The following is a 22,321-nucleotide window of genomic DNA, read 5'->3' as shown; positions in this document are numbered from 1 at the left end:
GACAAAAAGTGCCGTATACCACTCCGGGCGAGCCGTGGGGGGTGAGTGGTGGAGGATTTCACCAATCATGGTCGCTAGGGGTGACAGGCCGGTGACGCAGTGCGATGGTTCCGGCATGACCACCAACGGGGGCTTTGAGCCCGTCTTCTGCACCATCGTCCCGCCGCATGTTCTCGACCGGCTCGCGCAGGCCGAGGACCCCGCGCTGCACGGCCCCGCGCGCCGCACCCTCCGGCGCGACGCCTACGAGCGCACCCAGCGACGGCTGACGACTGTCGTCGGCGCCCCGGCCGTCGCGACGCTCACCGACGCGGAGCCGGGCACGCCGCGCCGCACGGTGTACGACGCCCGGCACGGCACCGGCCTGCCGGGGACCAAGGTGCGCGGCGAGGGCGACGAGCCCGGCAAGGACGCCACCGTCAACCGCGCCTACGCCGGTCTCGGCGCCACGTTCGAGCTGTTCCTGAAGACGTACGCCCGTGACTCGATCGACGGCAACGGACTGCCGATGGACGCGACCGTGCACTACGACGAGGACTACAACAACGCCTTCTGGAACGGCGAGCAGATGGTCTTCGGCGACGGGGACGGGGAGATCTTCCTCGACTTCACCCTCCCCATCGACGTCATCGGCCACGAACTGGCCCACGGCGTCACGCAGTACACCGCGAACCTGGACTACTTCGGCCAGTCCGGCGCGCTCAACGAGTCGGTGTCGGACGTCTTCGGCGCGCTCATCAAGCAGTACACGCTGGGCCAGACCGCAGACGAGGCCGACTGGCTGATCGGGGCCGGGCTGCTCGCCCCGCGCGTCACGGGCAAGGCGCTGCGCTCCATGAAGGAGCCCGGCACGGCGTACGACGACGACGTGCTCGGCAAGGACCCGCAGCCCGCGACGATGGACGACTATGTCCGCACCGGCCGCGACAACGGCGGTGTGCACATCAACTCCGGCATCCCGAACCACGCCTTCTACCTGGCGGCCACCACGCTCGGCGGGCACGCCTGGGAGCGGGCCGGGCAGATCTGGTACGACGTGCTCACGGTCGGCGAGCTCGGGCAGAACGCGCAGTTCCCGGACTTCGCCACGCTCACGGTGAAGGCGGCGCGCGCCCGGTACGGGGAGGGTGAGGAACTCCAGGCGGTGACGAAGGCCTGGGAGCGGGTGGGGGTGCGGACGCTGTAGTTCCGTACTAAACACGACCCATGCGTATTCAGGTACAGCGCACGGGCGGGTTCGCGGGGATCGAGCGCGAGGCCGAGGTGGACACCTCGGGGCGGCCCGACGCCCCTGAGTGGCACGCCCTGGCCGAGCGGGCCCTCGCCGCCGGCCGGGGCACCCCACCGGTGGGGGTGCCGGACGGCTTCAGCTACCGGATCACGGTGGACGGGAAGTCGGTGTACTGCGCGGATCCCCGGCTGACCCCGGAGCAGCGCACGCTGATCCGCCGGGTGCTGAAGGAGGGGGCGTAACGCCCTTCGGGCGCCCGCCGCCGGAAGATTCCGTCAGAAGCCCAGCCGGCGCAACTGCTTCGGGTCGCGCTGCCAGTCCTTGGCGACCTTCACGTGGAGGTCGAGGAAGACGGGTGTGCCCAGGAGGGCCTCGATGTGTTTGCGGGACTTGATGCCGACGTCCTTCAGGCGCTTGCCCTTGGGGCCGATGACGATGCCCTTCTGGCTGGGGCGCTCGATGAAGAGGTTGGCGTGGATGTCGAGGAGGGGCTTGTCGGCGGGGCGGTCCTCGCGCGGGAGCATCTCCTCGACGACCACGGCGATGGAGTGCGGCAGCTCGTCGCGGACGCCCTCCAGGGCGGCCTCGCGGATCAGCTCCGCCACCATGACCTGCTCGGGCTCGTCGGTGAGGTCGCCCTCGGGGTAGAGGGCGGGGCCCTCCGGCATCAGGGGGATGAGGAGGTCGGCCAGCAGGTCGACCTGCTGGTTGGCGGTTGCCGAGACCGGGATGATCTCGGCCCAGGTGATGCCCAGCTCCTGGCCCAGCCGGTCGACGGCGATCAGCTGTTCGGCCAGCGTCTTGCCGTCCACCAGGTCGGTCTTGGTGACGATGGCGATCTTCGGGGTCTTCTTGATGCCGGCCAGTTCCTTGGCGATGAAGCGGTCGCCGGGGCCGATCTTCTCGTTCGCGGGGAGGCAGAAGCCGATCGCGTCGACCTCCGCCCAGGTGGTGCGCACCACGTCGTTCAGCCGCTCGCCGAGCAGCGTGCGCGGCTTGTGCAGGCCGGGGGTGTCCACCAGGACCAGCTGGGCGTCCGGCCGGTGCACGATGCCGCGCACGGTGTGCCGGGTGGTCTGCGGCCGGTTCGAGGTGATCGCCACCTTCTGCCCGACCAGAGCGTTCGTGAGGGTGGACTTGCCCGCGTTGGGGCGGCCCACGAAGCAGGCGAAACCGGCCCGGTGGACGGCTTCGGCCGGCTGCTCGGATGACTGGGTACGAACACTCATGCCGCCCATTCTCCCTGATGCGGAAGGCCCGCCGTACCACCGCCCGGAACGGGCCGGGCGGGGCCTTGGGGCCTGTCCGGCGGCTCATGCCGGGGACGCGGGATCTGGCACGCCCATCTGCGGCGTTGTCATCGGTCGCCGACTCCCCCACTCTCGACTTCGCTCGAGGGGGACCCCCATCGCGTCGACTCCCTCCTCCGTCTTGCGGCTGGACGCACCAGACCCCGCTCACCTGGGTTGCACGGCGCCGCCCCTTTCCCCGGCATGATCCGCCGGACAGGCCCTCGTGCGGGCCCCGCCCGGCCGTCCGTCCGTCAGGCGGATCAGTCGAAGACGAACGGGCCCGGCGACTGCGGTGCGGTCGCCGTGCAGGTGATGGTGATGAAGCCGAACGCGGTCACCTTCAGGGTGCCGCCGAATGCCTCGAGGCTGTCGCCGGAGGCCACGGTCCCGGAGAGCGGACCGACCTCGAGGGCGTCACCGGTCGCCATGGCCGGGTTCTTGGTGCCCTTGAAGACGCTGGTGCCGCCGCCGGCCTTCACCATGGTCAGCTCCGAGACCAGCGAGTCCTTGCCGATTGCGAGCGGCGCGGTGACCGCGGAGGTGTTGATGGTGAGGGTGGCGGACGTGCCGTTCTGGGTGGCCGTGAGGGTGGCGTCGCCGCCGCCCCAGCTGCCGCAGTCGGCGTTGACCGTCGCCGCCCCCGGGGCGACGGCCGCGGCGCTGGGGGCGAATGCCAGCCCGCAGACCGCAAGAGCACCGGCCGCCAGGGACACACCTGTTCCGAATCGCTTGCCTCTCATGGATTCCGGCTCCCTTTCCATGTGGGGGGAACTCCGTGGGGGGAATTCCGTGGGGGAACGGTGTCCATTGATGCGCGGGAGGCAGTGCGCGACAAGGTTGAAATCTGGCCTATTTACCGGTGGTAACACCGCGAGGTCCGGCGCCGCCGGATCAGCCCGCGGTGAGCGTCTCCCGGATCGTCCCGTCGGGGTCGGCCACCAGCACCGGCGTCCCCGCTCCGCCGAGGTCCCGTACGGCGGCCACGTCGTCGGCCGGGACCTCGCCCGCCTCCGTCACCACGGCCGCCGCCTCCAGCGACGTAGCGCCCGACGCCACGGCCATCGCCACGGCCGTCCGCAGGGCGCTCAGCCGCAGGGAGTCCAGGGCCACGGTGCCCGCGACATACGTCCGCCCGGTGTCGTCGCGCACGGCGGCCCCCTCGGGCACACCGTTGCGGGCCCGTGCGGAACGGGCCAGGGTGACGATCTTGCGGTCCTCGGCGTCGAGCGCGCTGCTGTCGGTCATGATCCGAGCATAATCCGAGCACACAGGGCCCCTGCGCAGGACCTCAGGGGCGGTCGAGGCGGAGGCGTTCGGCGCGCGGGAGGCCGGCCACCACCAGGTCGTACGAATCCTCGACCAGTTCCCTGACCAGGCGGTCGGGGAGGGAGCCGTCCGCCGTGACGGTGTTCCAGTGGCGCTTGTTCATGTGGTAGCCGGGGGTGATCAGATCCGGGTGCTCGGCGCGCAGCCGGATCGCGTCCTCGGGGTCGCACTTGAGGTTGACCTTCAGTGGCCGCGCGTCCAGGGCGGTCAGCGCGAAGAGCTTGCCCCCGACCTTGAAGACCGAGGTCTCCGGGTTGAAGGGGAAGTCCTCCACGGCCGCGTTGAAGGACAGGCACAGGGTGCGCAGCTGCCCCGGGGTCACTCCGGCCCCGCCTCCTCGACCGCGGGCGGACCCGCGGGAACCACCGGCTCCACCAGCACGGTCACGATCTTGTTCCGGCGTCCGGCCGAGGCCTCCGCGGTCAGCCGCAGCGTGCGGGCGTCGGGGAGTTCGACCACGGACGAGGCGCCCGCGATGGGCACCCGGCCGAGCTGCTTGGCGAGCAGCCCTCCGACCGTCTCCACGTCCTCGTCGTCGAACTCCTCCAGCCCGTACAGCTCGCCGAGGTCGGTGATGTCGAGGCGGGCGGTGACCCGGTAGCGCTCCTCGCCGAGCTCCTCCACGGGCGGCAGCTCACGGTCGTACTCGTCGGTGATCTCGCCGACGATCTCCTCGAGGATGTCCTCGATGGTGACGATGCCGGCGGTGCCGCCGTACTCGTCGACGGCGACGGCGACGTGGTTGCGTTCTTTCTGCATCTCCCGCAGCAGGTCGCCCGCGTTCTTGGTGTCGGGCACGAAGAACGCCGGGCGCATCGCCGTGGACACCAGCTCGGTCTCGGCGTCCCGGTTGATGTGCGTCTTGCGGGCCAGGTCCTTGAGGTAGACGATCCCGACGATGTCGTCCTCGTTCTCGCCGGTCACCGGTATGCGGGAGAAGCCGGAGCGCAGGGCGAGCGTGAGGGCCTGCCGGATGGTCTTGTACCGCTCGATGACCACCAGGTCGGTGCGGGGCACCATGACCTCGCGCACCAGCGTGTCGCCGAGCTCGAAGACGGAGTGCACCATGCGGCGCTCCTCGTCCTCGATCAGCGACTCCGCCTCCGCGAGGTCCACCAGCGCGCGCAGCTCCGCCTCCGAGGCGAAGGGTCCGCGCGGGAAGCCCTTGCCCGGGGTGAGCGCGTTGCCGATGAGGATCAGCAGCGACGGGATCGGGCCCATGACCCGCGCGAGCGGCACCAGGACGTACGCGGCGGCCGTGGCCGTGTTCAGGGGGTGCTGGCGGCCGATGGTGCGCGGGGAGACCCCGACGGCGACGTACGACACCAGGACCATGATCGCGATGGCGATCAGCAGGGCCTCGGCGGTCCCGTCGAACTCTCTGAGGCAGCCGTAGGTGATCAGCGACGCGGCGGCCATCTCGCAGGAAATCCGCACCAGCAGCGCGACGTTGAGATAGCGGGTCGGGTCCGCGGCGATCTGCGCCAGCCGGTCGCTGCCCCGGCGGCCGGACCGGACGGCCTCCTCGGCGCGGAAGCTGGAGACCCGCGCGATGCCCGCCTCCGCGCAGGCGGCCAGCCAGGCGACCACCACCAGGGCGATCGCGCCGAGCACGAGGGCCGGACTCATGACACGGTGGGGGCCGGGGACGGGCCGCTGAGGCCCCTCTCCGCACGCCAGCCGTCCACGATGGCGGCCTGCAGGCCGAACATCTCGGCCTTCTCGTCCGGTTCCTCGTGGTCGTAGCCGAGCAGGTGCAGCACACCGTGGACGGTGAGCATCTGGAGCTCCTCGTCCATGGTGTGCCGGGTCTCCGCCTCCTCGGCCTGCCTGGCGGCGACCTCGGGGCAGAGCACAATGTCGCCGAGCAGGCCCTGCGGGGGCTCGTCGTCGTCCTTGGACGGGGGTCGCAGCTCGTCCATCGGGAACGACATGACGTCCGTCGGCCCGGGCAGGTCCATCCACTGCAGGTGCAGCTGCTCCATGGCACCGGCGTCCACCAGGATCACCGAGAGCTCGGAGAGCGGGTGGATGCGCATCCGCGCGAGGGCGTAGCGGGCGATGTCGAGGATCGCCTGCTCGTCGACCTCGGTTCCGGACTCGTTGTTGACGTCGATCGACATCTGGTGCTCGGTCTACTTCCCCTTGTGCCCGGACTTGCCACGGCCGCCCTTGTGGGTGCCGTTCTGGGTGCCGTGCTTGCTGTCGTACTGCTCGTACGCGTCGACGATACGGCCCACCAGCTTGTGCCGGACGACATCGTGGGACGACAGCCGGGAGAAGTGGACGTCGTCCAGGCCCTCCAGGATGTCCTGCACCTGCCGCAGTCCGGACTTGGTGCCGTCGGGCAGGTCCACCTGGGTGACGTCACCCGTGATGACTATCTTCGAGTCGAAACCGAGGCGGGTGAGGAACATCTTCATCTGCTCGGGGCTGGTGTTCTGGGCCTCGTCGAGAATGATGAAGGCGTCGTTGAGCGTCCTGCCGCGCATGTACGCCAGCGGCGCGACCTCGATCGTTCCCGCCGCCATCAGGCGGGGGATGGAGTCGGGGTCGAGCATGTCGTGCAGCGCGTCGTACAGCGGGCGCAGATACGGGTCGATCTTCTCGTAGAGCGTGCCCGGCAGGAAGCCAAGCCGCTCCCCCGCCTCGACCGCGGGCCGGGTCAGGATGATGCGGTTGACCTGCTTGGACTGCAGGGCCTGCACCGCCTTGGCCATGGCGAGATACGTCTTGCCGGTGCCCGCCGGGCCGATGCCGAAGACGATGGTGTGCTTGTCGATCGCGTCCACGTAGCGCTTCTGGTTGAGCGTCTTGGGGCGGATCGTACGGCCACGCGAGGAGAGGATGTTCTGCGTGAGCACCTGGGCCGGGGTCTCCTGGCCCTCGCTCTCCCCGGCCTCGCTCGCCTTGAGCATGGCGATCGAGCGTTCCACTGCGTCCTCCGTCATCGGCTGCCCGGTGCGGAGCACCAGCATCATCTCGTCGAACACGCGCGAAATCAGGGCGACATCCGTGGCATCGCCGACCGCGCTGATCTCATTGCCCCGGACGTGGATGTCGGCCCCCGGGAAGGCCTTCTCGATCACGCGCAACAGGGCGTCTCCGGACCCCAGCACGGTGACCATGGGGTGCTGGGCGGGGACGGTGAACTGTACTTTCGCCTGTCCCTGCGCGGAAGTCTGATCTGTGGGTGTCTGAGTCATGGGCCGGCTCTGAAGGCCTGCGGATCCTCCTCTTCAGGGCCGCGCAGCTGTGGGCGGCCTCGCGTTTCCCAGGGTACGACGAAGGGCTGATAACGCCGTAGGCGTTTTACTCCATGGGGCCCTGGACCCCTGCGGCGCGGTGGGGGCTGATCGCGCAGTTCCCCGCGCCCCTGAGGTGGGACCAGCCGCCCCTCGCTTCCCGGGCCACCGAGCCCGGCGGACGGGCCTTGAGCTCAGGGGCCCCCGCGGCGCGGTGGGGGCTGGGCGCGCAGTTCCCCGCGCCCCTGGGGTGGGGTCGGCCGGCCCTCGCTTCCCGGGCCACCGAGCCCCGGCTACGCGCCTGGGGCTCAGGGCCCCTGCGGCGGGGTGGGGGCTGATCGCGCAGTTCCCCGCGCCCCTGGGGTGGGGCCGGCCGGCCCTCGCTTCTCGGGTCACCGAGCCGGGCGGAGGGGGCGGCGGGGTGGGGGCTGGGCGCGCAGTTCCTCGCGGCCCTCGCTTCTCGAGGCCCCTACGCGCCTGGGGCATGGGTTGCCGCTGCTGTGTCGTAGGCGCGGCGGGCCGGGGCGGGGGTGCCGTCGAGGGGGATTTCGACCACCGGCTGTTCCGGGGCGCCGACCTCGGGGACGGCGCCCGTCGGGGCGCCTGAGCCCGCGGCGACCAGAGCCGCCGGGTGCCCGCCGCGACGGCGGACCGCGCCCGGCAGCAGCGGGCGCCCGCCGGTGTGCAGCGCGACCGCGGTCATCGGCAGCGCGACCACCAGCAGACCCGCCCCGAGCACCGCGCCCATCACCGGGAACCCGGCCTGCGCGGACAGCACGCTGCCGGTGAGCGGCCCCGCCGCCGTGCCGAGCGAGGAGGCCGAGCCGACCAGCACGGCCCACCGCCCGCGCGGATCCAGCGACGCGGCCAGCCCGATCAGGTACGACAGGACGACCGGGTAGACCGTGTTCCAGGCGATCTCACCCACGGCGAAGCCGGCCAGCCCGGTCGCCGAGGCGGTCAGCGCGATGCAGCCCGCGATAAGGACCGTGCCGCCCCCGATGGGCAGCGCCCGCCCCAGCCGTGACCCCAGCGCGCCCGCGCCGACGACGCCCAGCAGCCCGGCGCCCAGCGCCACCGCGAAGACGACGCCCACGGTCGGTTCGGACAGGTGGGCCTGGGCGAACCCGATGCGTCCGCTCACGCCCCACAGGGCGTTCTGTGCGAGCGACCACAGCACCATCGCGCCCGCCAGGACCAGCCCCGAACGCCGGTGCGGCAGGCGGGGGGCGGCCGGTTGGGGTCCGGTGACGCGGGGAGCGGGCGTGCCGGCCGGCAGCCGGGAGGTCAGCGGCCACACGGCCACCGCCGTGAGGGCGATGGCGGCCAGCGTGAGGCCGTGCCCCGGCAGATGGGGCACCGTCAGGTACACCAGGCCCGCGAGCGCGGAGACGCTGAGCAGCCCCAGCGTGGACGCCCGGTGCGGGTCGCGTTCCGCGGCGATCCGGGTCGCGGCGACCGTCGTGGTCGTGCCGGAGCCGAAGCCGCCGATCACCGCGCCGGCGACGACGGCCGGTACGGCGCTGGTGAGGGCGGCCCCGCCGTAGCCGATGACGGCCAGGACGAGACCCAGCCGGGCCATGGTCCGCGCCCCGACCCGCTCCACGCGGGACGCCAGCAGGAACCCGGCCGTGGCGGAGCTCAGCAGCAGCGCGCTGCCTACGGCCCCGGCCTGGGTGGCGGAGAGATCGAGCCCGCGTTCGATGCGGCCGACGGTGGTCGGCAGCAGATACGGAGCGAGGTACCCGGCCGTGAAAAGGGCGACGAGGGGCCAGGGGGTGGTGCGAGGGGCGAACACGGGCGTTCCCAGGGCATGCGAAAGGGACGGTGCGAAATGCGAGAAAAATGCGAGAGAAGAGGGGAGCGACGACCGTCGACCGACAGGAGCGCGCGCGCAATTTGTATCAAGCCGAGGGAGGGCAACGGGAGGGCGCCAGGTGTGATCTGAACCACTCTTTGGTTTGAGGGTCCGGGAGCCCGGGCAGGAGCGTCCGCTATCGCCCGTGAACTGCCCCGCCACCTGGGGAAATTGCGCCCTCCGTCTTCGTCCGGATCTCGCGCATCACGGCGACGATCCGCTCCTCCCGCTCCGGCGTCAGCCGGGCCACCGGCACCGAGCAGCTGATGCCGTCCTGCGCCGGGACGTCGTACCGCAGGGCGAAGCCGAAGCCACGAATCCGGCCGCTCCTCCTCGCGGTCCACCGAGTAGCCGCGCTCCCCCGCCAGATCGGCCGTCGGCGCCTGGCGCGACGTCTGGGGGCGGGCGTCGCCGCCTTGTAGAGGCCCTCGGGCAGCTCCTCGTCCGGCCGTTCCGCCGGCAGCGCCTTGCCGAGCGGAGTCCGAGGACGTCCTCGCCGAGCGCCTCGCCTTCGGGAACGGCACCGTGCGGGTCTCCGGCGCCCCCGACCTCGGGCAGGTGGTAAGGAAGTGACGGGCGTCACGATGTCGGTGGGGTGGTGCACACTGGCCTGGTCCGCACCATGCCAGGGAGCACCGTGATGGGGTCCAGTGGAAAGGCACGCATCGAGGGACCGGGCTGCCCGTCCCAGCTCGATCCCCTCGCCGCCCTGCGCGCACCGCAGGACCCGCCCTGGGACGTCTATCTCACCGGCACCGTCTTCCTCGACATCATCTTCACCGGGCTCGACTCCGCCCCGGTGCGCGGGACCGAGTCCTGGGCGCGCGGGATGGGGTCGAGCCCCGGCGGGGTGGCCAACATGGCCACCGCCCTGGCCCGGCTCGGCCTGCGCACCTCCCTCGCGGCGGCGTTCGGCGACGACCACTACGGCGAGTACTGCTGGGACGCGCTGCAGCAGGGCGAGGGCATCGACCTCTCCCTGTCGCGCACCGTGCCCGGCTGGCACTCGCCCGTCACGGTCTCCATGGCCTACGAGGGCGAGCGCACCATGGTCTCCCACGGCCACGAACCGCCCCCGGAGGAGCCCGCGCCCGACTGCCCGCCCCCCGCGCGTGCCGCCGTCGCGTCCCTCACACCCGGCCGCAGCGCCTCCTGGATCGCGCAGGCCGCCCGCAAGGGGGCGCGGATCTTCGGCGACGTCGGCTGGGACGACAGCGGGGCGTGGGATCTCGCCCGGCTGCCCGACCTGCGGTACTGCGAGGCGTTCCTGCCGAACGCGGAGGAGGCGATGCGCTACACGCGCACCAACTGCCCGCGCGCGGCGGCCCACGCCCTCACCGAGCATGTGCCGGTCGCGGTGGTGACCCTCGGGGCGGAGGGCGCGTACGCGGTGGACCGGCGTACGGGGGAGATGGCCTCGGTGCCGGCGATCGAGGTCGAGGCGCTGGATCCGACGGGGGCGGGGGACGTGTTCGTCGCCGGGTTTGTGACGGGGACGCTGGCGGGATGGCCGCTGGCCGACCGGCTCGCCTTCGGGGGGCTCACCGCGGCGCTGTCCGTGCAGGAGTTCGGGGGGTCACTGTCGGCGCCGGGGTGGGCGGAGATCGCGGCGTGGTGGCGCCGGGTGCGGTCGGTCGAGGGGCAGGACCCGTCGCCGCTGCGGCGCTACGAGTTCCTGGCGGGGCTGCTGTCGGGGGAACTGGCGCGGCCGTGGCCGCTGCGGCGGGCGGTGCCGACCATCGGCTTCCGCCGGCCGGCCTGACCACGTGGGTCCGGCCGCGGGGGCTCGCACCGCGCTCCCCCGCGGCCGGGCTGCGATCAGGTGAAGTCGTACGCCTCCACGTCGGCCAGATACCTGGACCGCAGCTCCTCGTCGTCCTCCAGGAACGCGGCGAGGAACGAGTTCCGCGCCAGTTCCCGCAGCTGCTCCGGGCCCAGGCCCAGCGTCTCGCGCACCGCGTCGAAGTTGTCACCGGCGTAGCCGCCGAAGTAGGCCGGGTCGTCCGAGTTGACCGTGCACATCAGCCCCGCCCGAAGCATGGCGGGCAGCGGGTGGTCGGCGAGGGTGTCGACGGTCCGCAGGCGGACATTGGACAACGGGCACAGCGTGAGCGGAACGCGCTCGCGCACCAGCCGCTCCACCAGCGCGGGGTCCTCCACGCAGCGCAGCCCGTGATCGATCCGCTCGACGCCGAGCACGTCCAGCGCCTCGGTGATGTACTCGGGCGGTCCCTCCTCACCGGCGTGCGCCACGCGCCGCAGCCCCAGCGCCGCGGCGGCCTCGTACACCGCGCGGAACTTCACCGGCGGATGCCCGACCTCCGCCGAGTCGAGTCCCACACCGGTGATCCGGTCGAGGTACGGCTTGGCGGCGTCCAGCGTCGCCAAGGCGGACTCCGCGGACTCGTCCCGCAGGAAGCACATGATCAGCCGGGTCGACACGCCGTGCGTCTCCATGCTCCTGCCCAGCGCCCGCCACAGCCCCTCGACCACCGTGCCCATGCCGACGCCGCGCGCGAGGTGCGCCTGCGGATCGAAGAAGATCTCCGCGTGCCGCACTCCCTGCGCGGCCGCCCGGGCGAGATAGGCGTCGGCGAGGTCCTCGAAGTCCCGCTCGGTGCGCAGCACCGTCATCAGCTCGTAGTACAGGTCGAGGAAGGACTGCAGATCCTTGAAGCGATAGGCCTCACGGAGCGCGCCGGTGTCGGCGTACGGGAGCTCGACGCCGTTGCGCGCGGCCAGGGAGAAGGCGAGCTCGGGTTCCAGCGTTCCTTCGATATGAAGGTGCAGTTCGGCTTTCGGTACAGGCATCAACCAATCCTACGGCCGCTTCACCGACGCTTGGGAAGTCCTATCCGTTGCAGATCCTGCGCCACGGTCAGTTCACCCTCGTACCCCGCCGCCCGCGCCTGGCGCTCGAACTCCTCCGGCTCGGAGTACCGCTGGCTGAAGTGCGTGAGCACCAGATGCCGCACCCCTGCCTCCCGCGCGACCCGCGCCGCCTGCCCGGCCGTCAGATGGCCGAACTCATCGGCGAGTTCCTTCTCCTCGTCGAGGAACGTCGCCTCGATGACGAGCATGTCGCAGCCCTCGGCCAGCGCGTACACCCCGTCGCACAGCCGGGTGTCCATGACGAACGCGAACCGCTGTCCGCGCCGCACCTCACTGACCGACTCCAGCGGCACCCCGCCCAGCGAGCCCTCGCGCTGGATCCTGCCGACGTCCGGCCCCTTGATGCCGTGCGCGGCGAGCCGCTCGGGGAGCATGCGCCGCCCGTCGGGCTCGACGAACCGGTACCCGTACGCCTCGATGGGGTGCGACAGCTTCCGCGCCTCCAGTGTGTAGCCGGGCGTACGAGCGAGCGTGCCGTCGGCGTCGACGGGTGCCTCGCTGAGGGGGACGGTCTCGCGGTAGGCGGCGGCGTAGCGCAGACGGTCGAAGAAGCGCTGACCGGAACGCGGGTAGTGGGCGGTGATCTCGTGCGGCACCTTGTCGAGGTTGACGCGCTGGATCACCCCGGCGAGTCCGAGGCAGTGGTCGCCGTGGAAGTGGGTGACGCAGATCCGGTTCAGGTCGTGGGCGGCGACCCCCGCGCGCAGCATCTGGCGCTGGGTACCCTCGCCGGGGTCGAACAGAATGCCCTCGCCGTCCCAGCGCAGCAGGTAGCCGTTGTGGTTGCGGTGCCGGGTGGGAACCTGGCTGGCGGTGCCGAGCACCACCAGTTCACGTACGGACAAGGCCGGCTATCCGGGGGGCCATTCGAGGCCGCGGCCGCCCAGGACGTGGGCGTGCGCGTGCCAGACGGTCTGGCCGGCGCCGCTGCCGGTGTTGAAGACGACCCGGTAGCTCTCCAGCTTTTCCTGTTCCGCGATGGCCCCCGTCTCCCGCAGCACGTCCGCGGCCAGCTCGGGCGCGGCGGTGGCGAGGGCGGCGGCGTCCCGGTGGTGCGCCCTCGGAATCACCAGCACATGCGTGGGCGCCTGGGGATTGATGTCACGGAACGCGATGGTCGTCTCCGTCTCCCGCACGATCGTCGCCGGGATGCTGCCGGCCACGATCTTGCAGAAGAGGCAGTCCTCCTGAGGTTCCCCAGCCATACACCCTCCTCGAGCCAGCTGATCACCTTCGAGCATCGTACCCGCGGGCGGTGTTGTCCTTCCCGCTCACGGCAACGGCGGCGGCTGCTTCGCGGGCGACGTCTCCAGCGCGGCCAGCGCCAGCCGCACCGCCTCGTCCAGCTGGACGTCCCGCCCCGCCGCGTGGTCCTGCGGCCGCTGCACCACCTCGACGTCCGGGTCGACGCCGTGGTTCTCCACGCCCCAGCCGTATCCCTCCAGCCAGAAGGCGTACTTCGGCTGCGTCACCAGCGTCCCGTCGACCAGCCGGTAGCGGCTGTCGATGCCGATCACACCGCCCCAGGTCCGCGTGCCGACCACCGGTCCGATCCCCAGCGCCCGGATCGCCGCGTTCACGATGTCGCCGTCGGATCCGGAGAACTCGTTGGCCACGGCGACGACGGGCCCCCGGGGCGCGTCCCTCGGGTAGCTCTCCGCCCGCATCCCGCGCGGCAGGTCCCACCCGACGATCCGCCGGGCCAGCTTCTCCACCACCAGTTGCGAGGTGTGTCCGCCCCGGTTCTCCCGCACATCCACGATCAGCCCCTCGCGCAGCACCTCCACCCGCAGGTCGCGGTGGATCTGCGCCCACCCGGGCGCCTGCATGTCGGGAACATGGATGTAGCCGAGCCGCCCGCCGGACTGCTCCAGCACATACGCCCGCCGGTCGGCGACCCACGCGTGGTACCGCAGCGGCTCCTCGTCGGCGAGCGGCACGACCACCGCGTGCCGCGGCTCGCCGCCGCCCGCGGGCGACACGGTCAGCTCGACGGGCTTGCCCGCCGTCCCCACCAGCAGCGGCGCCGGTCCGGTCACCGGATCGACCGCCTGTCCCGCGACTGCGACGATGGCGTCCCCGACCCGTACGGCGACGCCCGGCGCGGCCAGCGGCGAGCGGGCGTCCGGGTCGGAGGTCTCCGTGGGCAGGATCCCGTCCACCCGCCAACTGCCGTCCTCGTGCCGGGAGATGTCCGCCCCCAGCAGCCCCTGCCGCGCGCCGTCGCCGCCGTACCCGCGCGGGGTGACGTACGCGTGCGAGGTGCCGAGCTCCCCCTGCACCTCCCACAGCAGGTCCACCAGGTCGTCGTGCGTGGCGAGCCGGTCCAGCACGGGCCGGTAGCGGTCCAGGACCCCGTCCCAGTCCACTCCGTTCATGTCGGGACGCCAGAAGTTGTCCCGCATGATGCGGCCGTTCTCGTCGAACATCTGCCGCCACTCGGCAGCCGGGTCCACGAACTGCCTGATGCGCCCGAGGTCGACGGTGATGTTGCTGTCGCTGTCGTCGTCACCGGAGGCGCGCCGGTCGCTGGGTACGACCTTCAGCCGGCCGTCGGTCCACAGCAGCACCCGCTTGCCGTCGCCGCTGACCTCGAAGTGGTCGGCGTCCACGGCGAGATGCTCGATGCGCTGCTGGGCGAGGTCGTAGCGCTCCAGGTCGGTCTTGGGGTCGGGGTCGTCGGGGGTGGCCCGGGACGCGCCGAGCACGCCCCGCACGGGGTGCCGCAGCCACAGCACCCCGTCCTTGGCGGCGCGCAGGTTGGTGTAGCGGGCGGCCTCGACCGGGAACGGCACGATGCGGTCGGCGAGGCCGTCGAGGTCGATGCGGGTGGTGGGGGTGCCCTCGCTGTCGGGCGTCTCGTCCCGGTCCGGCGTCTCGAAGGGGCGTCCGTGCCGCTGCGGCCCGAAGGGGGACGGGGTGGTCGCCGCGAGGGTGATCAGAAACGGGCGTACGCCCTCGACGAAGGCCAGGTCGAAGACGTGCTCGTCGTAGACCGGGTCGAAGGAGCGGGTCGACAGGAACGCCAGGTGCCTGCCGTCGAGGGTGAACGCGGGCGCGTAGTCCTGGAAGCGCAGCGGGGTCGCCTCGGTGACCGACAGGTCGGTGGTGTTGGCGAGGCGGAGCTGGCTGAGCGGGCGCGGGCCGGGGTGGGCCCAGGCGAGCCAGCTGGAGTCGGGCGAGAAGACCAGCCCGGAGACGTCGCCGTCCTCGCTGCGGTCGACCTCCCGGACCTCGCCGGTCTCCCGTTCCACGAGGAGGAGCCGGCCGTCGTGCGAGGCGATCGCGGCCCGGCTGCCGTCGGGCGCCATGGCGAGCTCCACGACCCGGCCGAGCTGCCCGGCGGCGATCCGGCGCGGGCTCGCTCCGGGGGCGAGGCCCGTGGCGGGGGCGAACTCCAGGGCGTCCTCGCCCTCGGCGTCGGTCACCCACACCACCCACTCCTCGCCGTCCGCGCGGAAGGCACGCGGGCTGCGGGCCCGGACGCCCGGTGTCGCGGCGAGCGCGCGGGCGGGCCCGGCCCGGTGGGTGACCCAGTGGACGGTGCCGCGCACACAGACGGCGCTGCCGCGCGCGGTGTGGTCGGGGGACGCGGAGCCGAACCAGCGGGCGGCGTTCACCGGGAACGGCGTCAGGTCGACGCGCTGGCCGCCGAGCCGGATGTCCAGACGGCGCGGCTCCGCCCCGTCGAGGTCGTCGAGGATCCACAACTCACCGGCGCTGGAGTAGACGACGCGGGCGCCGTCGGTGGCGGCGTGGCGGGCGTAGAAGCCGTCGAGAGGGGTGTGCCGGCGCAGGTCGGAGCCGTCGGCGAGGGAGGAGTACAGCGCTCCGGTGCCCTCGTGGTCGGAGAGGAACGCGATCCTGTCCCCCGCCCACAGCGGGTACTCGATGTTCCCGTCGAGGTCCTCGTGCAGTCGTACGAACTCGCCGTCGCCCTCGCGGTCGATCCACAGCTTGCCCGCGGTGCCGCCCCGGTAGCGCTTCCACCAGGCGGCCTCGCGGCCCATCGGCGCGGACAGCAGCACGGTGTGCGGGCCCTGGGCGACGTCGCCGACGGGACCGTAGGGGAGGGTGGTGGCGGGGCCGCCGTCGAGGGGGACGGCGCGGGCCCAGGTGCGGCGCAGGCCGGCCTGGCCCTGGGCGCTGATCGCCAGGACCCGTCCGTCCGCCGTCCAGCCGCGCACCTGGGTCTTGAGGCTCCCCCAGTGGGTCAGGCGCCGGGCGGGGCCGCCGTCGACGGGCGCGATGTGCACCTCGGGGGCGCCGTCACGGGTGGAGGTCCAGGCGACGGTGGCGCCGTCGGGCGAGATCCGGGGCTGGGTCACCGGCACGTTGTCGGCGCTGACCCGCCAGGCGCGGCCGCCGTCGAGCGGGGCGAGCCACACGTCGTCCTCGGCGGTGAAGGCGACCAACTCGCCGTGCAGATGCGGGAACCGGAGGTAAGCGGCGGATGCGACCGATGCAGGCTGTGTCACCCGATCACCCTATGCAGGAGCGGGCGGTCCTGGACAGGGGTTCTGATCACTTGCCCTCGACGGGGCGACAGGACGGGTACTGCTCGCACCACACGGTCGTCGTCACGGTCACGGTGACGGTGGGGCGGGGGCCGCCGTTGCCCCGCGTGGGTTCGCTCACGCGGGGCGGTGAGCTGCCCTGGCAGTCGCCCAGGCCGTCGACGCGGAACACCTGCTTGCCGTCGACCTTCGCGGTGATGTTGCCGCGTACGCAGGCGCTGTTGATGGCGTGCGTGATCTCTCCGGTGACGGTGATCTCCTTGCCGTCCTGGGTCTCGCCCTGGCAGTCGACGGCGGCGGTGGTGTTTGTGCCGGCCTTGTCACCGAAGGACGCGGTGCAGCTGAGCCACCGTACGTCGGCCTTCCGGTTGTTGAGTGCGTCGGTCACGGTCTCGTCGGTCGTGAGCGCGATGGCCGCGGAGCTGAGTCCGCCGCCCTCGCAGGCCGCGATGCCGGTCACGGCGATCGCGGCGAAGCCGACGGCGAGCATCTGCCGCCCCCAACGTGCCCCTCGCGGAGCCCTTTTCATCGCCCCCATGCACGGCAGACTGCCACCGTCACAGCCGGGGCGGTAGGGCGCATACGGCCACACTGAATTCGCCCCCGCCGCCCCTTCCCGTTCCCGTCCCCCGGGGGCGCTGCCCCCGGACCCCCCTTTCGGCCCTTCGGGCCTCGTCCTCAAACTCCCCCAGAGGGGCACCCCCAGACGGGCTGAATTTTCAGCCCGTCCGGCACAATCCAGCCCCTCCGGCGTTTGAGGAGCGGGGGTCCGGGGGCAGCGCCCCCGGGGTTGGGACGGGAAAGGGCGGCGGGGGCGGAAGAAGCCTAGGACCAGCGCCCCGTGCGCCCCAGCAGCAGCGCCGCCGCGGCCGTACCCGCCGTCGACGTGCGGAGCACAGTGCGCCCCAGCCGGTAAACCCCCGCACCCGCCGCCTCGAACAACGCCAACTCCTCCGGCGACACCCCACCTTCGGGCCCGACAACCAGCACGATGTCACCGGACACGGGAAGTTCCGCCGTCGCCAGCGGCTCCGTCCCGCTCTCATGCAGCACCGCACCGAACTCCGCTTCGGCGAGAAGTGAGGCAACCCCCTTGCTCGTCACCGCGTCCGCCACCGAGGGAAACCGCACCCGCCGCGACTGCTTGCCCGCCTCACGCGCGGTGGCCCGCCACTTGGCAAGCGACTTCAGCCCGCGCTCGCCCCTCCACTGCGTGATGCACCGCGCCGCCGACCACGGCACGATCGCGTCGACGCCGACCTCGGTCATCGTCTCCACGGCCACCTCGCCCCGGTCGCCCTTGGGCAGGGCCTGGACGACGGTGAGCCTGGGGAACTCCTCCGGTTCCTCGGCCACTTCACCCAGCCGCACGATCAGCCGGTCCTTGCCCTCGGTGGCCTCCACCTCGCCCTCGGCCCAGCGGCCCGCGCCGTCGGTGAGGACGACGCCCTCGCCGGCCCGCAGCCGCTTCACCGTGACGGCGTGCCGGCCCTCCGGGCCGTCGAGCACGTAACGGCCGGTGCCGTCCGTCGCGAAGTCGTCGACGACGAACACCGGCGCGGTCATCGGGCGCCTCCCGCCGACAACGACGTCCGGGCGGCGGCCAGTTCGGCGGCCAGCACCTCCACCAGCTGTCCGGCGGGCAGCTCGCGGGCCATCCGGTGGCCCTGTCCCGCCCACAGCGCCAGGCCCTGTGGGTCACCGGCCTTGGCGGCGGCCTTGCGCAGGGGTGCGGTGAGATGGTGGACGTCCGGGTAGGCGGCGGGCGCGTACGGGCCATGCTCGCGCACGAAGCGGTTGACCAGGGCGCGGGCGGGGCGGCCGGAGAAGGCGCGGGTCAGCTCGGTGCGGACGTACAGGGGGCTGGTGAGGGCCTGCTTGTGCAGGGCGTTCGCGCCGGACTCGTGGGCGGCGAGGAAGGCGGTGCCGAGCTGGGCCGCGGCGGCGCCGGCCGCGAGGACGGCGGCGATCTGGCCGCCGCGCATGATGCCGCCGGCGGCGATGACCGGGATACCGACGGCCTCCCGGACCTGGGCGACGAGGGACAGCACTCCGAGGCCGGAGCCCGCCGTCTCCGGGACGTCGCGGTGGGTGCCCTGGTGGCCGCCGGCCTCAATGCCCTGCGCGATCACCGCATCCGCGCCGGCCCGCTCCACGGCCCGGGCCTCCTCCGCCGTGGTGGCGGTGACCAGCGTGAAGGTGCCGACGCGGCGCAGCGAGTCCAGCACCTCGCGGGCCGGCACTCCGAAGTGGAACGACACCACCGGCACCGGGTTGTCCAGCAGCACGGCGAGCTTGGTCTCGTAGCCGTCGTCGCGGCCGCTGTCCGGGTCGCCGAGCTCCGTCTCGTACCAGGAGGCCTCACCAGCCAGCTGATGGGCGTAGACATCGACCGCGGCGGGGTCGGCGGTCTCCGGCTGCGGCAGGAAGAGGTTGACGCCGAAGGGCCGTGCGGTCAGCCCTCGCAGCTGCTTGATCTCCTGGTACATCCCGTCCGCGGTCTTGTACCCGGCGGCCAGGAAACCGAGCCCGCCCGCCTCGGACACGGCCGCCGCGAGCTGCGGCACGGCGACACCGCCCGCCATCGGCGCCTGCACGATGGGGAGCGGGAAAAGATCGGTCGGTACGGAGGACATGACGGCATGTTGTCACGTCCCCCGGCCAACTCCGAATCGGCCCTTCCCCTTGGCATAAGCCACTTTTCGGGGGCCCCGCGCCCCGGGCGTCACCGCCTTCGGACCCGGCCGTCACCGCCCTCCGAAAGCGCCCCTCACCGCCCGTTGAACGCGTCCTTCAGCCGGGAGAACAGCCCCTGCTGCCCCGGCTGACTGTGCCTGCCCGGGGGCCGACCCCCGGACCCCCAGCAGCACACCCCCGCAGCCCCGGCAGGCAACCGGTCACCGCCCGTTGAACGCGTCCTTCAACCGGGAGAACAACCCCTGCTGCCCCGGCTGGAACTGGCCCGTGGGGCGTTCCTCGCCGCGGAGCTTGGACAGTTCACGCAGGAGGCGTTCCTGCTCGGGGTCGAGCTTGGTCGGGGTCTGCACCTCGACGTGGACGATGAGGTCGCCCCGGCCGCCGCCGCGCAGGTGCGTGACGCCCCGGCCGTGCAGCGGGATCGACTGGCCGGACTGGGTGCCGGGCCGGATGTCGACCTCCTCCATGCCGTCCAGCGTCTCCAGCGGCACCTTGGTGCCGAGGGCCGCCGCGGTCATCGGGATGGTGACCGTGCAGTGCAGGTCGTCGCCGCGCCGCTGGAAGGTGGGGTGCGGGAGTTCATGGATCTCCACGTACAGGTCACCGGCCGGACCGCCGCCGGGGCCGACCTCGCCCTCACCGGCCAGCTGGATCCGGGTGCCGTTGTCGACACCGGCCGGGATCTTGACCGTGAGCGTGCGCCGGGAGCGGATCCGTCCGTCGCCCGCGCACTCCGGGCACGGGGTGGGGACGACCGTGCCGAAGCCCTGGCACTGCGGGCAGGGGCGGGACGTCATGACCTGGCCCAGGAAGGACCGCGTGACCTGCGATACCTCACCGCGGCCACGGCACATGTCACACGTCTGCGCGGAGGTGCCGGGCGCGGCGCCCTCACCGTTGCAGGTGGTGCAGACGATCGCCGTGTCGACCTGGATGTCCTTGGTGGTGCCGAACGCGGCCTCGTCCAGCTCCACCTCGATGCGGATCATCGCGTCCTGGCCCCGGCGGGTGCGCGAGCGCGGCCCGCGCTGCGACGCCGTACCGAAGAACGCGTCCATGATGTCGGAGAAGTTGCCGAAGCCACCGGCTCCGAAGCCGCCCGCGCCGCCGGCGCCGCCGGACTGCGAGAGCGGGTCGCCGCCGAGGTCGTAGACCTGCTTCTTCTGCGGGTCCGACAGCACCTCGTAGGCGGCGTTGATCTCCTTGAACCGCTCCTGGGTCTTCGGATCCGGATTGACGTCCGGATGCAGCTCGCGGGCGAGCCGCCGGAAGGCCTTCTTGATCTCCTCCTGCGACGCGTCGCGGCGCACGCCGAGTACGGCGTAGTAGTCCGTGGCCACTACGACTCCGCCAGGATCTGTCCGACGTACCGTGCCACTGCGCGTACCGCTCCCATCGTTCCCGGGTAGTCCATGCGGGTCGGTCCGACCACGCCGAGCTTGGCAACCGCCTCGCCGCCCGAACCGTAGCCCACCGACACGACGGACGTGGAGTTGAGTCCCTCATGGGCGTTCTCATGACCGATACGGACGGTCACGCCCGGTTCCTTCGCCTCGCCGAGCAGCTTGAGGAGCACGACCTGCTCCTCCAGCGCCTCCAGGACGGGCCGGATCGTGAGGGGGAAGTCATGTCCGAAGCGGGTGAGATTGGCGGTGCCGCCGATCATCAGCCGCTCCTCGTTCTCCTCGACAAGCGTCTCCAGGAGAGTGGAGAGCACCGAGGAGACCGTACCGCGGTCCTCGGACTCGAAGGCCTCCGGGAGGTCCTCCACCAGACTCGGCACATCCGTGAACCGGCGGCCCGCGACCCGGCTGTTCAGCCGCGCCCGCAGATCCGCCAGGGAGGACTCGCCGAACGGCGCCGGGCAGTCGACCATGCGCTGCTCGACCCGGCCGGTGTCCGTGATCAGCACCAGCATCAGCCGCGCGGGCGCCAGCGACAGCAGCTCCACGTGCCGCACCGTCGACCGGGTCAGCGACGGGTACTGCACGACGGCGACCTGCCGGGTGAGCTGCGCGAGCAGCCGTACGGTCCTGGCGACCACGTCGTCGAGGTCGACGGCGCCGTCGAGGAAGTTCTGGATGGCGCGCCGCTCGGGCGCGGTCATCGGCTTGACGCCGGCGAGCTTGTCGACGAACAGCCGGTACCCCTTGTCGGTGGGGATGCGCCCGGCGCTGGTGTGCGGCTGGGCGATGAAGCCCTCGTCCTCCAGGGCCGCCATGTCGTTGCGCACGGTGGCCGGGGAGACGCCGAGGTTGTGCCGCTCGGTGAGCGCCTTGGAGCCGACGGGCTCCTGGGTGCCCACATAGTCCTGGACGATGGCGCGCAGCACCTGGAGTCGGCGTTCACTGAGCATCGCGCACACCTCCAGTAGCTTTCCGCCCGGTAACGTCTCTGGCACTCTTCGCACGCGAGTGCCAGACTTCCCCGGTTCAGTGTACGGCCGGGGAGTAGGCACGGGGCAAGGCCGGTCCCGCGCACGACGCGCCGGGCGGCACCGTCCCCGATAGCGTCCCGTCATGACCGTGACTTGGGAAGAGTCGGGATGGGAACAAGTGGCGCCCGGGGTGGGCCGGTGCCGGCTGCCGGTGTGGGACTGCACGGCGGGGCTCGTGGTGGGGGCGGGCGGCGTGCTGCTCGTCGACGCGGGCTCCGGTCTGGGCGAGGGCGCACGGTTGCGGGCCGAGGCGCACGCCCTCACCGGCAGGCGTGTGACGCATCTCGCGCTCACCCATCCACACTTCGATCACATTCTCGGCGCCGGGGCGTTCGCGGGGGTGGAGGTGTTCGGCGCGGTGGGCATGGACACCGTGCTGACGGCGCGGGGGCGCGAGGAGCTGCGCGCGGACGCGGTGCGGCACGGTCTGGACGCGCGTGTGGCGGAGCAGGCGGTGGACGCGCTGGTCGCGCCCCGGCACGCGGTGAGCGGGGAGTGGACGCTCGACCTGGGGGCGGACGGCGACCGTCAGGTGCTGCTGGCGAACGTGGGCCCGGGGCACACCGCCCACGATCTCGCGGTCCTGGTCCCCGGCGACCCGGAGGTGGTGTTCTGCGGCGACCTGGTCGAGGAGTCCGGCGAACCGCAGGCCGGACCCGACGCCGTACCGGAGCGGTGGCCGGCCGCGCTGGACCGGCTGCTGGCGCTGGGCGGGGAGGACGCGCTGTACGTTCCCGGTCACGGGGCGGTGGTCGACGCGGCGTTCGTCCGGGCCCAACGGGACGCGCTGGCACGGCGTTTCGGCGTGTCGGACTGATCACGGCGG

General features: G+C 72.3%; 21 protein-coding genes and 1 pseudogene. 4 read left to right on the top strand and 18 right to left on the bottom strand.

The annotated features are described in order from the left end of the window. Positions 1-115 precede the first annotated feature (115 nt). Entirely contained in the window at positions 116-1,186 is a 1,071-nt protein-coding gene (locus AB0L56_RS18440) for a M4 family metallopeptidase (protein ID WP_365424520.1), read from the top strand. A 20-nt stretch (positions 1,187-1,206) separates the two neighbouring features. After that, positions 1,207-1,473 (top strand): protealysin inhibitor emfourin, encoded by a 267-nt coding sequence (locus tag AB0L56_RS18435; protein ID WP_365424518.1) that lies wholly within the window; start codon positions 1,207-1,209, stop codon positions 1,471-1,473. Between the two features lie 33 nt (positions 1,474-1,506). Here the strand turns inward: AB0L56_RS18435 and era are convergent, their stop codons facing one another. The 9 genes and pseudogenes from era to AB0L56_RS18390 form a co-directional block, all read right to left on the bottom strand. After that, positions 1,507-2,460, bottom strand: a complete 954-nt coding sequence (gene era, locus AB0L56_RS18430; RefSeq protein ID WP_361023001.1) for a GTPase Era — start codon at positions 2,458-2,460, stop codon at positions 1,507-1,509. A 323-nt stretch (positions 2,461-2,783) separates the two neighbouring features. Continuing rightward, on the bottom strand, positions 2,784-3,263 hold the full coding sequence (locus tag AB0L56_RS18425) for a hypothetical protein (RefSeq protein WP_361023004.1): 480 nt from the start codon (positions 3,261-3,263) through the stop codon (positions 2,784-2,786). 151 nt (positions 3,264-3,414) lie between these two features. Then, a complete protein-coding gene (locus AB0L56_RS18420; RefSeq protein ID WP_365424515.1) occupies positions 3,415-3,768 on the bottom strand; it encodes a cytidine deaminase in 354 nt (117 codons plus the stop codon). Between the two features lie 43 nt (positions 3,769-3,811). After that, entirely contained in the window at positions 3,812-4,171 is a 360-nt protein-coding gene (locus AB0L56_RS18415; protein ID WP_361023010.1) for an MmcQ/YjbR family DNA-binding protein, read from the bottom strand. Further along, positions 4,168-5,478: a hemolysin family protein gene (locus AB0L56_RS18410; protein WP_361023013.1), complete on the bottom strand. Its 1,311-nt coding sequence runs from the start codon at positions 5,476-5,478 to the stop codon at positions 4,168-4,170. Before AB0L56_RS18410 ends, AB0L56_RS18415 begins: the two co-directional genes overlap by 4 nt. Then, positions 5,475-5,972, bottom strand: coding sequence for an rRNA maturation RNase YbeY (gene ybeY, locus AB0L56_RS18405; RefSeq protein ID WP_361023016.1), 498 nt, complete (start codon positions 5,970-5,972; stop codon positions 5,475-5,477). Before ybeY ends, AB0L56_RS18410 begins: the two co-directional genes overlap by 4 nt. A gap of 12 nt (positions 5,973-5,984) precedes the next feature. Then, positions 5,985-7,055 (bottom strand): PhoH family protein, encoded by a 1,071-nt coding sequence (locus AB0L56_RS18400; protein WP_365424512.1) that lies wholly within the window; start codon positions 7,053-7,055, stop codon positions 5,985-5,987. Between the two features lie 508 nt (positions 7,056-7,563). Further along, positions 7,564-8,892 carry an MFS transporter gene (locus AB0L56_RS18395; RefSeq protein ID WP_365424510.1) on the bottom strand — a complete coding sequence of 443 codons (1,329 nt, stop codon included), beginning with the start codon at positions 8,890-8,892 and terminating at the stop codon, positions 7,564-7,566. A 196-nt stretch (positions 8,893-9,088) separates the two neighbouring features. Further along, positions 9,089-9,427, bottom strand: a pseudogene (locus tag AB0L56_RS18390) (IclR family transcriptional regulator); the annotation flags it as partial. A 165-nt stretch (positions 9,428-9,592) separates the two neighbouring features. Between AB0L56_RS18390 and AB0L56_RS18385 the strand changes: the two are divergent. Then, positions 9,593-10,714 (top strand): PfkB family carbohydrate kinase, encoded by a 1,122-nt coding sequence (locus AB0L56_RS18385; RefSeq protein ID WP_365424508.1) that lies wholly within the window; start codon positions 9,593-9,595, stop codon positions 10,712-10,714. Positions 10,715-10,770: 56 nt separating this feature from the next. Here AB0L56_RS18385 and AB0L56_RS18380 read toward each other — a convergent pair whose 3' ends face one another. The 9 genes from AB0L56_RS18380 to hrcA form a co-directional block, all read right to left on the bottom strand. Then, a complete protein-coding gene (locus AB0L56_RS18380; RefSeq protein ID WP_365424506.1) occupies positions 10,771-11,763 on the bottom strand; it encodes an adenosine deaminase in 993 nt (330 codons plus the stop codon). Between the two features lie 20 nt (positions 11,764-11,783). Then, entirely contained in the window at positions 11,784-12,689 is a 906-nt protein-coding gene (locus AB0L56_RS18375; protein WP_365424504.1) for a ribonuclease Z, read from the bottom strand. Positions 12,690-12,695: 6 nt separating this feature from the next. Beyond that, positions 12,696-13,049 (bottom strand): histidine triad nucleotide-binding protein, encoded by a 354-nt coding sequence (locus AB0L56_RS18370; RefSeq protein ID WP_361023033.1) that lies wholly within the window; start codon positions 13,047-13,049, stop codon positions 12,696-12,698. Between the two features lie 66 nt (positions 13,050-13,115). Next, positions 13,116-16,322, bottom strand: a complete 3,207-nt coding sequence (locus AB0L56_RS18365) for a S41 family peptidase (protein ID WP_365424501.1) — start codon at positions 16,320-16,322, stop codon at positions 13,116-13,118. Positions 16,323-16,368: 46 nt separating this feature from the next. Continuing rightward, positions 16,369-16,851 carry a hypothetical protein gene (locus AB0L56_RS18360; protein WP_365424499.1) on the bottom strand — a complete coding sequence of 161 codons (483 nt, stop codon included), beginning with the start codon at positions 16,849-16,851 and terminating at the stop codon, positions 16,369-16,371. Positions 16,852-17,186: 335 nt separating this feature from the next. After that, positions 17,187-17,927, bottom strand: a complete 741-nt coding sequence (locus AB0L56_RS18355) for a 16S rRNA (uracil(1498)-N(3))-methyltransferase (RefSeq protein WP_365424497.1) — start codon at positions 17,925-17,927, stop codon at positions 17,187-17,189. Further along, entirely contained in the window at positions 17,924-18,997 is a 1,074-nt protein-coding gene (locus tag AB0L56_RS18350; protein ID WP_365424495.1) for a nitronate monooxygenase, read from the bottom strand. The genes AB0L56_RS18355 and AB0L56_RS18350 overlap by 4 nt, the downstream gene beginning before the upstream one ends. A gap of 261 nt (positions 18,998-19,258) precedes the next feature. Further along, positions 19,259-20,398, bottom strand: coding sequence for a molecular chaperone DnaJ (dnaJ, locus tag AB0L56_RS18345; protein WP_365424493.1), 1,140 nt, complete (start codon positions 20,396-20,398; stop codon positions 19,259-19,261). Then, positions 20,398-21,414, bottom strand: a complete 1,017-nt coding sequence (hrcA, locus tag AB0L56_RS18340) for a heat-inducible transcriptional repressor HrcA (RefSeq protein WP_365424491.1) — start codon at positions 21,412-21,414, stop codon at positions 20,398-20,400. The genes dnaJ and hrcA overlap by 1 nt, the downstream gene beginning before the upstream one ends. Positions 21,415-21,577: 163 nt before the next feature. Between hrcA and AB0L56_RS18335 the strand changes: the two genes are divergently transcribed. Beyond that, positions 21,578-22,312, top strand: coding sequence for an MBL fold metallo-hydrolase (locus tag AB0L56_RS18335; protein WP_365424489.1), 735 nt, complete (start codon positions 21,578-21,580; stop codon positions 22,310-22,312). Positions 22,313-22,321 lie beyond the last annotated feature (9 nt).

It is taken from the genome of Streptomyces sp. NPDC052079 (assembly GCF_040680275.1).
Taxonomy (GTDB): Bacteria; Actinomycetota; Actinomycetes; order Streptomycetales; family Streptomycetaceae; genus Streptomyces.
The sequence above is the reverse complement of the archived record's forward strand: the minus strand, read 5'-3'. Positions and strand labels throughout refer to the sequence as shown.

Bases quoted from the DNA above. Each gene is read 5' to 3' on its own strand.
- AB0L56_RS18440 (WP_365424520.1), top strand. From the start codon at position 116: ATGACCACCAACGGGGGCTTTGAGCCCGTCTTCTGCACCATCGTCCCG.
- AB0L56_RS18435 (WP_365424518.1), top strand. From the start codon at position 1,207: ATGCGTATTCAGGTACAGCGCACGGGCGGGTTCGCGGGGATCGAGCGC.
- era (WP_361023001.1), bottom strand. From the start codon at position 2,460: ATGAGTGTTCGTACCCAGTCATCCGAGCAGCCGGCCGAAGCCGTCCAC.
- AB0L56_RS18425 (WP_361023004.1), bottom strand. From the start codon at position 3,263: ATGAGAGGCAAGCGATTCGGAACAGGTGTGTCCCTGGCGGCCGGTGCT.
- AB0L56_RS18420 (WP_365424515.1), bottom strand. From the start codon at position 3,768: ATGACCGACAGCAGCGCGCTCGACGCCGAGGACCGCAAGATCGTCACC.
- AB0L56_RS18410 (WP_361023013.1), bottom strand. From the start codon at position 5,478: ATGAGTCCGGCCCTCGTGCTCGGCGCGATCGCCCTGGTGGTGGTCGCC.
- ybeY (WP_361023016.1), bottom strand. From the start codon at position 5,972: ATGTCGATCGACGTCAACAACGAGTCCGGAACCGAGGTCGACGAGCAG.
- AB0L56_RS18400 (WP_365424512.1), bottom strand. From the start codon at position 7,055: ATGACTCAGACACCCACAGATCAGACTTCCGCGCAGGGACAGGCGAAA.
- AB0L56_RS18385 (WP_365424508.1), top strand. From the start codon at position 9,593: ATGGGGTCCAGTGGAAAGGCACGCATCGAGGGACCGGGCTGCCCGTCC.
- AB0L56_RS18380 (WP_365424506.1), bottom strand. From the start codon at position 11,763: ATGCCTGTACCGAAAGCCGAACTGCACCTTCATATCGAAGGAACGCTG.
- AB0L56_RS18370 (WP_361023033.1), bottom strand. From the start codon at position 13,049: ATGGCTGGGGAACCTCAGGAGGACTGCCTCTTCTGCAAGATCGTGGCC.
- AB0L56_RS18360 (WP_365424499.1), bottom strand. From the start codon at position 16,851: ATGCTCGCCGTCGGCTTCGCCGCGATCGCCGTGACCGGCATCGCGGCC.
- AB0L56_RS18355 (WP_365424497.1), bottom strand. From the start codon at position 17,927: ATGACCGCGCCGGTGTTCGTCGTCGACGACTTCGCGACGGACGGCACC.
- AB0L56_RS18350 (WP_365424495.1), bottom strand. From the start codon at position 18,997: ATGTCCTCCGTACCGACCGATCTTTTCCCGCTCCCCATCGTGCAGGCG.
- hrcA (WP_365424491.1), bottom strand. From the start codon at position 21,414: ATGCTCAGTGAACGCCGACTCCAGGTGCTGCGCGCCATCGTCCAGGAC.
- AB0L56_RS18335 (WP_365424489.1), top strand. From the start codon at position 21,578: ATGACCGTGACTTGGGAAGAGTCGGGATGGGAACAAGTGGCGCCCGGG.